Here is a 9,063-nt window from a genome sequence, read left to right as displayed (position 1 = left end):
GTGCGGGACAATTTGCTCCTCTGGGTGGCGGAATATGGCGCAACACCGGAGGCGCAGTTCGTCTACAAAGCCTGGCTGGACGTCGGGGGCGAGGTCGGCGCGGTGCGGGAGAGTTTGCTCCTCTGGGTGGAGCGGCATGGCACGACACCGAAGGCAGGCTTCGTCTACCAAGCCTGGCTGGACGGCGGGGGCGAGGTCAAGGCTGTCCGCAGGAGCCTACTCGAATGGGTAGAAATCAATTCCTCACTGAGGGATGCCGACTTCGTTTTCCGAGCATGGCTGGCCGCGGGAGAACGGTTAGAGCCAATCAAGTCTGCTTGCGAGGCCTGGCTTGCGGCGAACTGGAGCTCAGAAGATGCTGTTTATGTGACCAAGGAGCTCTCAAAAACTGACGACCTTTCATACAAAAGTGTCGCCTACATATTCGCTTGGGCAGGCACATATCCGGCAAACGAAGACGCAATTTTTCGCATAGGTCGCGTCAGTAAACTATTCCCCTTGTATGTGAATTACACAAAATTTCCACAGATCGTCGCAACGACCGCAAAAAGCGTTCTCCAGAATTTATTCAAAAAGAATGCAATTTCCAAATTCGAACGCAATGCTTGCGCGATGCTATTTTCTAACCTTTCGCATCCCTCATACCCGCATGATGAGAATTGGAGAACCATTGTTTCTCTTTACTGCAATGGCCTGAGACATGGGGCGGTGTTCTGGAATGCGGACAGGATGCCCAGCGTCCGCTGGGAACTCCTGCTGCATGAGGCATTATCACTGCAACTGCTGGACCCCACCACAGACGCAGCGGCCATTCGTCACGCTCATGATCTGATCCGGCAGGTCCGCTCACAGGACGAGTATGCAGCTCTCATCGCGAGCGGCTTTATAGATCCGCCACCTGACGCTAAGAGTGAATGACAATCTCACGTCCAACTCGCCCGCTTTGACCTCAGAGTCAGCTTTTCCACCGATTTGATTCCAGGCGACAAAACGCATAGCGGCTTTGGTAGCCTGACGGTCGCCTTGCAAACGATCGCGACAAAGCCGCAAATTAGGCACCCCCAAACAATCCTTCCGTCCGCCAGCGCCCTATCTCCACCGCCCTGCCATCACATGCCCCCGCCGCACCGCAATCGCCATCAAAATCACCCCCGCCGAGGTGCAGAACACCAGCGCGAACACCGAGGATTCCAGCCCGAAGGCGCCGCCGGTCAGCAATTCAGGCCCTGTGATGACCGCCTTGATCAGGCCGGGATCGCTGTCGCCGCCGGAGACGATGCCGGAAAAGATGCCTGAGAGGGTGTAGTTCCAGGCCATATGCAGGCCGATGCCGATCCATAGCCGCCGGGTGATCAGATAGGCGGCGGCCAGCAGCAGGCCCGCCTCGATGCTGATATAGACGGCGCCCGCCAGCGTGCCGGCCGGATTGAGAAGATGCACCAGCCCGAACACCAGCGAGGACGCCGCCACCGCGATCCAGGAGCCGAACAGATCCTCGATCGAGCGGAACAGCACGCCGCGAAAGAACAGTTCCTCGAAGATGCCCGCGCTCAGCGCCATCGACGCCGCCGGCAGCAGGAAGGCGAGGGGATTGAGCCCCTCGGCCCGGTACATGCCGAGCGCTGCGAGCGCGACCACGCAAGCCGTGATCAGCCCCGCGCCGATCGCCGCCCCCGTCGCCCATTCCCGCCCCGCGCCGGCGAGCGACAATTCGCCGACCGCCCGGCGTTCGACAAACCGCGCCCAGCCCGCATAGACCGCCATGGCCACCAGCCCCATGCCCAGGGTGGCGAGGATCGACAAAACCGGCGTCTCTTTCAGCGCCAGCATGAAGGTGTTGTTGAGCATCATCATGTAAAAGATGATCCCGCCGAGCAGGATGATGCGGGTCACGGGAAATTGCAGGACCCTCAGCCAGAGCGGCGTTGCGGCAATCATTGCCTCACTCATTCGTCCCCTCCCTCCGCGCCGCAAGAAAGCTGCGGTCCCGGATCTTTCCAGATTGTATTGTCTCAATAATCCCCATCGGAGACTGCAAGAAATCTACATTAGCGTCAAGTAATTTGCGTGACCGTCCGCAGTCATGGCGGCGTTGTTGATACAACCTTGCGTGTCTAATGCTTCGCGGTTAGGCTTCTTTCGAAACACCAAAGGCAGGCACGCCCGAAATGAAAACCCTATCGTCATGGCGAGACGCGCTGGCGCGCCTCATCGCCCGCTTCACGCCCGCCGCCCGCTCGGCGCATCCCGAATTCGCCAAAAACGAGACGGTGCGGAAGGTGTTGCGGCGCCATGGCGACAATGGCGCAGCGCTGCGCCCCGTCCAGCATTTCGCCTATTTCTCGTCCGCAGAGGGCCGACGGGAATTTTCCGATGTCCTGTCGTCGCGCGGCTACGAAATCGATTCTCAGCATGACGACGCCAATCCGCCGAACCGCTTCAGCCTGATCTTTTCGAAACTGCAGGCCCCCAACGCCATCGACGACGAGACGGGCGCGCTTGAGGCTTTGGCAGCGGCCTGTCGCGGCGATTACGACGGTTGGGAAACCGAGGTCGTGAGGGCGGGCATATAGGAGATGACACGGCCACACGCCGGACACGCACCCTCGGCGCGGGCTCGCTCCACCCCGAGGCTCTGGACTGACGCAGCGGAAGATTCTGACCCATGACCCAACTTCAATTCCTGAAACTCAACGACGGATGGAACGCCGAGCCGAACGCGCCGAGCCTTCATGTCTCGTTTGACGAGAAAGCCGCGCTTCTCACATTCGAGCTGAACCCCTGGCGCTATACGGCGGCCCCGGGAGAGAAAGCGACTCTGCGCTTCGAAAATTGCAGCCGCTGGAATTGGGACGCCACCAATGATCACGGCTGGTATTCCGGCAAGGGCCGCTACGCCCGCCAAGCTCCCGCCTGGGGAGAATTTTACGAGGTGAGGGGAGAGGAAAAGCTGGGCGGCCAGATCGATTGGGAGATCCGGTTTCCCGACCCCGTAGGCGCCGGGCATTTCCTGTTCTATTTTCGTGATGAAACGCTGGAGTTCATCGCCACGGACTGGTCGATGACGCGCCATGGCTCTTGAGCTTGTCCCGCAGGCGGGCGGCAATTCCCCTACACTGCCGCCGCCCTCGCTCCGCAACAAGCGCCATGCCGGGCGCCCAGCATATAGGCTCTTGTCGAAGCCCTGTTCTTTTGCCAAGGCTGCCCGCAACGGCTGCATGGGGCGTGGAGCAAACAGGCGGATGAGGCATGGACATGGCTGAGATCGAACAGGCGAAATCGAGCGCCGCCGCCCCGCATCCCTATCTCCCCGGCCTGCATGTTCTGCTCGATCTTTTCGACGCGCGCGGCCTTGCCGATCAGGCCGGGATCGAGGCGACGCTTCGGGCGGCGGCCCGGGCCTGCGGCGCGACCGTGCTCGATATGCGGCTGCATCAGTTCGGGCAGGACGGCGGCGTCACTGGCGTGGCGTTGCTGGCGGAATCGCATATCAGCATCCACACCTGGCCGGAAACGGGCTTTGCGGCGGTGGACATCTTCATGTGCGGCGCCTGCGATTCCCGTCTGGCGGTGGCGCCGCTCAGGGACTATTTCGCCCCGGGCCGCATCGACATCAAGACCATTGCCCGCGGTTGATCTCCCTGCAATTGCAATCTGATCTTGTGGGCGCCAAAAATCTGTCCTACAGCGGAAAAGCTGCTGACTAGATGATGGGCGTCGCATGGATTTCAAAGCTCTCGGCCTGTATGACGCGATGAAGGCGCTTGCCTTCGTGGCCCTCTATTTCGCGCTGCTGCTGCTCGCCAAATGGTTCAAGAGCCTGTCGATTTCCTATCATCTCAGTGATCAGCTGGTCGAGCATGACAACCAGGCCGTCGGGCTCGCCATGGCCGGCTATTATCTCGCGACGGCGGCCATCTTCGTCGGGGCGCTGGTCGGACCGTCCGAGGGCCTGCCGCAGGATCTCCTGACGGTCGGCGGCTATTCGCTGCTGGGCCTGTTCTTCCTCAATCTCGCCCGCTGGTTCAACGACATCGCCATTCTCCGCCGTTTTAGCGACACCGAGCAACTGGTGAAGGAACGGAATGTCGGCGTCGGCGCCGTGCATTTCGGCGTCTATCTCGCCACCGGTCTGGTCGCCGCCGGCGCCGTGTCGGGCCAGGGCGGCGGCGTGGTCTCGGCTCTTGTCTTCTTCGTGCTTGGCCAGCTGTCGCTGCTCGTCTTCAGCCTGATCTATGAACGGTTTTCGAGCTACGACATCCATGCGGAACTGTTGAACCACAATGTCGCCGCCGGCATCGCCTTCGGCGGCAATCTGGTCGCGCTCGCCATCGTCGTCATGAATGCATCCTCGGGCGATTTCATCGATTGGAAAAAGGATCTCGCGCAGTTCCTCACCGCCGATCTCGTCGCCTTTGTGGCGCTGCCGCTCATCCGGCTGGCGACCGACAGGCTGATCATCCCCGGAAAATCGCTGGGCCGCGAGATCCGCGAGGATCGCAATGTCGGCGCAGGCATTCTCGAAGCCGCGCTTGCGATCGCCTTTGCGGTCGTGCTGGCGTTTTTGATCTGAGCGCTTGGCCATGACGCAACCGATGTTCGGGCGAAAGACAACGGAAGAGCCGCCCCCGCAACCGGAGCCAGCGCCGGCGCCGTCGCGTCCCGACGATGGCCCCGTCGATCTCGGGCGCGTGGCGATCGTGTTCATCTGCTTCGGGCTGCTCGGCCTGATCACCGCCTTCGTGCTGAGCTGGCCGAGCGAGACCTATTTCAGCAGCCGGCTCACCCAATCCGCGCCCAGCCAACCAAAGGCCGCCGCCCAAGCGGACCCGGAGTTGGACCCCGAAGAGGCGGCGGAGGCCAAGGCGCATCCGGTGTTGAATTATGCGCTGGTGGGTCCTTTCGTGGTCCGGAAGGCCAATCAGGTCCTGCTCGTCCGGGTCCAGGCCGACATTCCAAAAGACGGCTGGACCTTCGTCGAATCCGAGGTGCTCGACGAGCGCAAAGACTATCTCTTCTCCTTCGGCAAGGAGCTTTGGCATGAAACGGGCGTCGATGACGAAGGCCCCTGGACCGAGGCGGACAGGGATTACGAGATGAAGATCACCATACCGGTGCGCGGGACCTATTATCTCAACATCAAGACGCAGGGCGACCAGACGCCTGACACGCTCTATGTCTCGATCGGCAGCGCCATCGGCAGCAGCCTTCCGCATCTCTGGTTCGGCATTGTCGTGCTGGGTATCGGCCTCGTGCTCAACGAGGCCGCCAACCGCACGATCCTCAGGCTGATGGACAGATTCTCATGAGCCGCGACACCCGCAAGGCAGTCCACTTCTGCGCGTGGTTTCTGGCCGTCGTCTATCTGCTTCTGTTCATTCCGGCGCTCGATGGCTTCGGCTATGCCGGCCATGGCGGCTTCCATGTCCGCGCCTCGCGTCTCTATTGGGGCGGCGCGCAAGAGTTTCACGAGCGCAGCAATCGGGCCACGAGCGTCGATGGCCCGCGCCTGCTCGGCGGCGGTCCGGAAAGCGGCAAGTGAGCGATCTCCCGTCGACCGAGCCTTCGACCCTCCCGCCGGCCGCCATTCGCCGCCGCGTCGCCACGCTGGTGTTTTCCGCCTTCGTCTCGGGCCTGTGCTCGATCATTTACGAATTGCTGATCGCCACCACCGCCTCCTATTTCCTCGGCGACAGCGTGATGTATTTCTCGCTGACCATCGGCATCTACATGGCCTCCATGGGGGTGGGCACCTATCTGTCGAAATATATCGATCGGGATCTCCTGACCCGTTTCGTGCGCATCGAACTGGCGCTGGCGGCGCTGGGCGGGCTGAGCATCCCGGCGCTCTACGCCGCCTATGCCTGGACCGGCTGGTTCATCCATGTCTATCTGGTCTTCACCATCGCCATCGGCGTGTTGATCGGTCTGGAGATCCCTTTCCTGACCCGGCTGATGGAGCGCTACAATCCGCTGAAGGTGAACATCGCCAATATCCTGTCCTTCGATTATTTCGGGGCGCTGATCGCAACTCTGGCCTTTCCTTTCGTGCTTCTGCCGCTGTTCGGCGTCTACCAGTCCTCGCTGCTGTTCGGTTTCGCCAATATGTCGATCGGCTTTGCGATGCTGAGCACGTTTCGCGACGAGATCGGCGCGCCGGCGCGCGGGCTGACCCGCCTGACCATCGCGCTGACGGCGCTTCTCGCCGCGATGATCGCTTTGTCGCATTACTTTCTCGAGCATTGGGACCAGAGCCTCTATGACGACCGCATCGTCCACAGCGAGCAGACGCGCTATCAGCGCATGGTGATGACGAGGGATCGCGACGATCTCCGGCTCTATCTCGACGGCAATCTGCAATTCTCCTCGATCGACGAATATCGCTATCACGAGGCGCTGATCCATATTCCGCTGGCGCTGGCCCCGACGCCGGTCCGGCATGTGCTGCTCCTGGGCGCGGGCGACGGACTGGCGGCGCGCGAACTTCTCAAGGTCCCCGGCGTCGAGACGATCACGCTTGTCGATCTCGATCCCAGAATGATCGAGCTTGCGAAAACCAATCCGCATCTCGTCGCCCTCAACCAGAACAGCCTGGCGTCGCCGAAGGTGCATGTCGTCACCGCCGACGCCTTCGGCTATCTGCAGGCGAGCAAAGAGAGGTTCGATTTCATCGTCGCCGATCTGCCGGATCCGAACAACAGCGCGCTGACGCGGCTTTACAGCAAGCAGTTCTATCATCTCGTCCGCGATCGCCTCGCGCCCGGCGGCCTGTTGGTGACGCAGGCCACCAGCCCCTATTTCGCGCCCCGCGCCTTCTGGAGCATCGCCAACACCGTCAAGGCCGCCGGTTTCGGCCAGATCTATCCCTACCACGCCAATGTGCCGTCCTTCGGCGAATGGGGTTTCGTGCTGGCGAGCGACGCCCGGCTCAACATGGCCGCGCCGCGCTTGACCACGCCGACCCGCTATCTGACCGCGGACACGATCCTCGACCATTTCCGCTTCGAAAAGGACCTTGTTGCCGGCGATGCCGGGATCAACACCCTCGATCGGCCGGTGCTGCTCGATTACTATCTCGCGGGTTGGCAGTATTACCGCTGAGCGGCCCATCCCCCCATCCTTGCCATCTCCCTCTTCCCACCCCATCTATCCCCCATCACAGGGAGACCATCATGACCGACGCCAAGAGCAAGGCCGCCGAGGCCGACTGGACCCATTGTCTGACGCCGGAGCAATACCGGGTCACGCGCGAGGGCGGCACCGAGCGGCCGTTCACCGGGCCCTATTGGGACAATCACGAGACGGGGATCTATCGCTGCGTCTGCTGCAAGACGCCGCTGTTCTCATCCGACACCAAATTCGAGTCCGGCACCGGCTGGCCGAGCTATTTCCAGCCGGTCGACAAGGACGCCATCAAGAATATCCGCGACACGTCGCATGGCATGGTGCGCGTCGAAGTGCGCTGCGCCGAATGCGAGGCGCATCTCGGCCATGTCTTCCCGGATGGCCCGCCGCCGACCGGCCTGCGCTATTGCATCAACGGCCATGCGCTGGATTTCGAGAAGACCGCCTGATCAGGCGCTCTGCCAGATGACGCAGGTCAGCACGGCGGCGTAATGCACCCCCGCCGCCGTCACCACGAAGCCATGCCAGATGGCGTTCTGGAAGCGCAGCTTCTCCCAGACATGGAAGATGACGCCGAGCGAATAGATGATCCCGCCGATCAGGATCAGCACCAGCGTTGCGAGCGACAGCACGGTCGAGAGTTTGCCGGCGATCGCCACGCCGCTCCAGCCCATGGCGAGATAGAGCAGGATCGACAATTTGTCGAAGCGCCCGGGCCAGAAGAATTTCAGCGCCACGCCGAAGGCGGCCACCGCCCAGATGCCGATGAGATTGGCGAGAACCAGCCCGTCGGGCAGCGCCGCCGCCAGAAACGGCGTATATGTCGCGGCGATCAGGATGAAGATCGCCGAATGATCGAAGCGCCGGAGCGCCCATTTCACCGGCGACACCGGCCAGATATTATAGGCGAAGGAAATGCCGAGCGAGGCGATCAGCCCGAGCCCATAGACCCAGGAAGCGGCGATCAACGCCGGCGTGCCCCAGACCGTGGCGTAGAAGATCAGCACGGTGACCGCCACCAGCGCGGCGGCCACGCCGACGCCATGGACAATGCCGTCGGCGATGATTTCGGAGCGGTCATAGCGCCAGTGAAAGGTCGAAAATTTGGTCATATGGCCTCACCTTATCATTCGGCAATGACACCACGAGTTGACTACAGGATCAAGATACAGCAGCACGGCCTTTCACGCAGTTGCTCCGGAAAATTTCCAAGCCTACAATTCTGCAGTTTAAACATGGCAATTCGCCGCATACTACCCGTATCGGTTACTGCCGATAACATAGGGTAACGAAAAGTCGTAGCGGCCATGTTCAGCGCGGCCGGAACTGCGTCAGCTACAGTTGGCGGGGTCCTTTGCGCCCTTAAATTCAGCCACGTAAGGTACGGCAAAGCTCGAAAATGGCACAGGCAGTCCAAATTTTTGCGTGAGAATGTCCCGAATTTTGAAGTACTCGTCCCGGCATGTGAAGTTTGGCCGTTTGCTCTCCTTAAAGGGTAGACCGGCGTCCTTTAAAAGAATTGTATTTATTTCTGCGTATGCTCCGTTCGTATTGGTGATGCGGGTTACTATGTCGCTTTCAGGTGAAGTACAATTTGTACGTCGTATTTCTATTTTTATTTCGTAGATAATATTTTCCTGTGGTCTCTTAAAGCGTGTAACAGTAAATTCACTGCCTTTTTCCAATTTTATGGTCTTGCCAAATTGGCCGCTGGCCTTGAGTTTTGCGTCGATAGGCGAAATAATAGAACCAATATCGACGCCAAAATCAGCGTTCGCGTCCCATGACCCGGTGTATTCCTCTTCGCAAGTCTTGTTGGTTATGAACCGCCTATCGAGAAACTGTTTGGCCGATTCAACTAGGCAGTAGACTCATAACGCCTTTATCCAGATGCGAGTAGCAATGAGTTTGACGGCGGCGAGGAAATTGGCCGGATTC

General features: G+C 60.4%; 11 protein-coding genes. 9 read left to right on the top strand and 2 right to left on the bottom strand.

Annotated elements, in window-relative coordinates; all coding sequences use genetic code 11:
* On the top strand, window positions 1–918 hold a 918-nt coding region (locus E8Q41_RS25780; protein ID WP_205910424.1), incomplete at its 5' end, for a hypothetical protein.
* Between the two features lie 171 nt (window positions 919–1,089).
* On the opposite strand, the gene E8Q41_RS25130 is transcribed toward E8Q41_RS25780, so the two are convergent.
* On the bottom strand, window positions 1,090–1,950 hold the full coding sequence (locus E8Q41_RS25130; RefSeq protein ID WP_137158311.1) for a CPBP family intramembrane glutamic endopeptidase: 861 nt from the start codon (window positions 1,948–1,950) through the stop codon (window positions 1,090–1,092).
* A 218-nt stretch (window positions 1,951–2,168) separates the two neighbouring features.
* On the opposite strand from E8Q41_RS25130, the gene E8Q41_RS25125 reads away from it, so the two are divergent.
* The 8 genes from E8Q41_RS25125 to msrB all read left to right on the top strand — a co-directional run bounded on the left by E8Q41_RS25125 (window position 2,169) and on the right by msrB (window position 7,574).
* On the top strand, window positions 2,169–2,573 hold the full coding sequence (locus E8Q41_RS25125) for a ribonuclease E inhibitor RraB (RefSeq protein ID WP_137158310.1): 405 nt from the start codon (window positions 2,169–2,171) through the stop codon (window positions 2,571–2,573).
* Between the two features lie 92 nt (window positions 2,574–2,665).
* Window positions 2,666–3,082: a hypothetical protein gene (locus E8Q41_RS25120; protein ID WP_137158309.1), complete on the top strand. Its 417-nt coding sequence runs from the start codon at window positions 2,666–2,668 to the stop codon at window positions 3,080–3,082.
* Between the two features lie 173 nt (window positions 3,083–3,255).
* Entirely contained in the window at window positions 3,256–3,636 is a 381-nt protein-coding gene (speD, locus tag E8Q41_RS25115; RefSeq protein WP_137158308.1) for an adenosylmethionine decarboxylase, read from the top strand.
* Window positions 3,637–3,721: 85 nt separating this feature from the next.
* Complete coding sequence (locus tag E8Q41_RS25110; RefSeq protein ID WP_137158307.1) at window positions 3,722–4,573, top strand: DUF350 domain-containing protein; 852 nt, start codon at window positions 3,722–3,724, stop codon at window positions 4,571–4,573.
* A gap of 10 nt (window positions 4,574–4,583) precedes the next feature.
* A complete protein-coding gene (locus E8Q41_RS25105; RefSeq protein ID WP_137158306.1) occupies window positions 4,584–5,309 on the top strand; it encodes a hypothetical protein in 726 nt (241 codons plus the stop codon).
* A complete protein-coding gene (locus tag E8Q41_RS25100) occupies window positions 5,306–5,542 on the top strand; it encodes a hypothetical protein (protein WP_137158305.1) in 237 nt (78 codons plus the stop codon). Before E8Q41_RS25105 ends, E8Q41_RS25100 begins: the two co-directional genes overlap by 4 nt.
* Window positions 5,539–7,101, top strand: coding sequence for a polyamine aminopropyltransferase (locus E8Q41_RS25095; protein WP_137158304.1), 1,563 nt, complete (start codon window positions 5,539–5,541; stop codon window positions 7,099–7,101). Before E8Q41_RS25100 ends, E8Q41_RS25095 begins: the two co-directional genes overlap by 4 nt.
* A 71-nt stretch (window positions 7,102–7,172) precedes the next feature.
* Complete coding sequence (msrB, locus tag E8Q41_RS25090; RefSeq protein ID WP_137158303.1) at window positions 7,173–7,574, top strand: peptide-methionine (R)-S-oxide reductase MsrB; 402 nt, start codon at window positions 7,173–7,175, stop codon at window positions 7,572–7,574.
* Here the strand turns inward: msrB and E8Q41_RS25085 are convergent, their stop codons facing one another.
* Window positions 7,575–8,237 (bottom strand): hemolysin III family protein, encoded by a 663-nt coding sequence (locus tag E8Q41_RS25085; RefSeq protein WP_137158302.1) that lies wholly within the window; start codon window positions 8,235–8,237, stop codon window positions 7,575–7,577.
* Between the last annotated feature and the right edge of the window lie 826 nt (window positions 8,238–9,063).

Origin of the sequence: Rhizobium sp. FKL33, assembly GCF_005222915.1 — a bacterium.
Taxonomy (GTDB): Bacteria; Pseudomonadota; Alphaproteobacteria; order Rhizobiales; family Rhizobiaceae; genus Rhizobium_E.
Note: the sequence above shows the minus strand (reverse complement) of the source record. Positions and strands in the feature narration are given on the sequence as shown.

What these genes read in the sequence shown, in the direction of transcription:
- E8Q41_RS25130 (WP_137158311.1), bottom strand. Translation starts at nt 1,950, where the DNA reads ATGAGTGAGGCAATGATTGCCGCAACGCCGCTCTGGCTGAGGGTCCTG.
- E8Q41_RS25125 (WP_137158310.1), top strand. Translation starts at nt 2,169, where the DNA reads ATGAAAACCCTATCGTCATGGCGAGACGCGCTGGCGCGCCTCATCGCC.
- E8Q41_RS25120 (WP_137158309.1), top strand. Translation starts at nt 2,666, where the DNA reads ATGACCCAACTTCAATTCCTGAAACTCAACGACGGATGGAACGCCGAG.
- speD (WP_137158308.1), top strand. Translation starts at nt 3,256, where the DNA reads ATGGCTGAGATCGAACAGGCGAAATCGAGCGCCGCCGCCCCGCATCCC.
- E8Q41_RS25110 (WP_137158307.1), top strand. Translation starts at nt 3,722, where the DNA reads ATGGATTTCAAAGCTCTCGGCCTGTATGACGCGATGAAGGCGCTTGCC.
- E8Q41_RS25105 (WP_137158306.1), top strand. Translation starts at nt 4,584, where the DNA reads ATGACGCAACCGATGTTCGGGCGAAAGACAACGGAAGAGCCGCCCCCG.
- E8Q41_RS25100 (WP_137158305.1), top strand. Translation starts at nt 5,306, where the DNA reads ATGAGCCGCGACACCCGCAAGGCAGTCCACTTCTGCGCGTGGTTTCTG.
- msrB (WP_137158303.1), top strand. Translation starts at nt 7,173, where the DNA reads ATGACCGACGCCAAGAGCAAGGCCGCCGAGGCCGACTGGACCCATTGT.
- E8Q41_RS25085 (WP_137158302.1), bottom strand. Translation starts at nt 8,237, where the DNA reads ATGACCAAATTTTCGACCTTTCACTGGCGCTATGACCGCTCCGAAATC.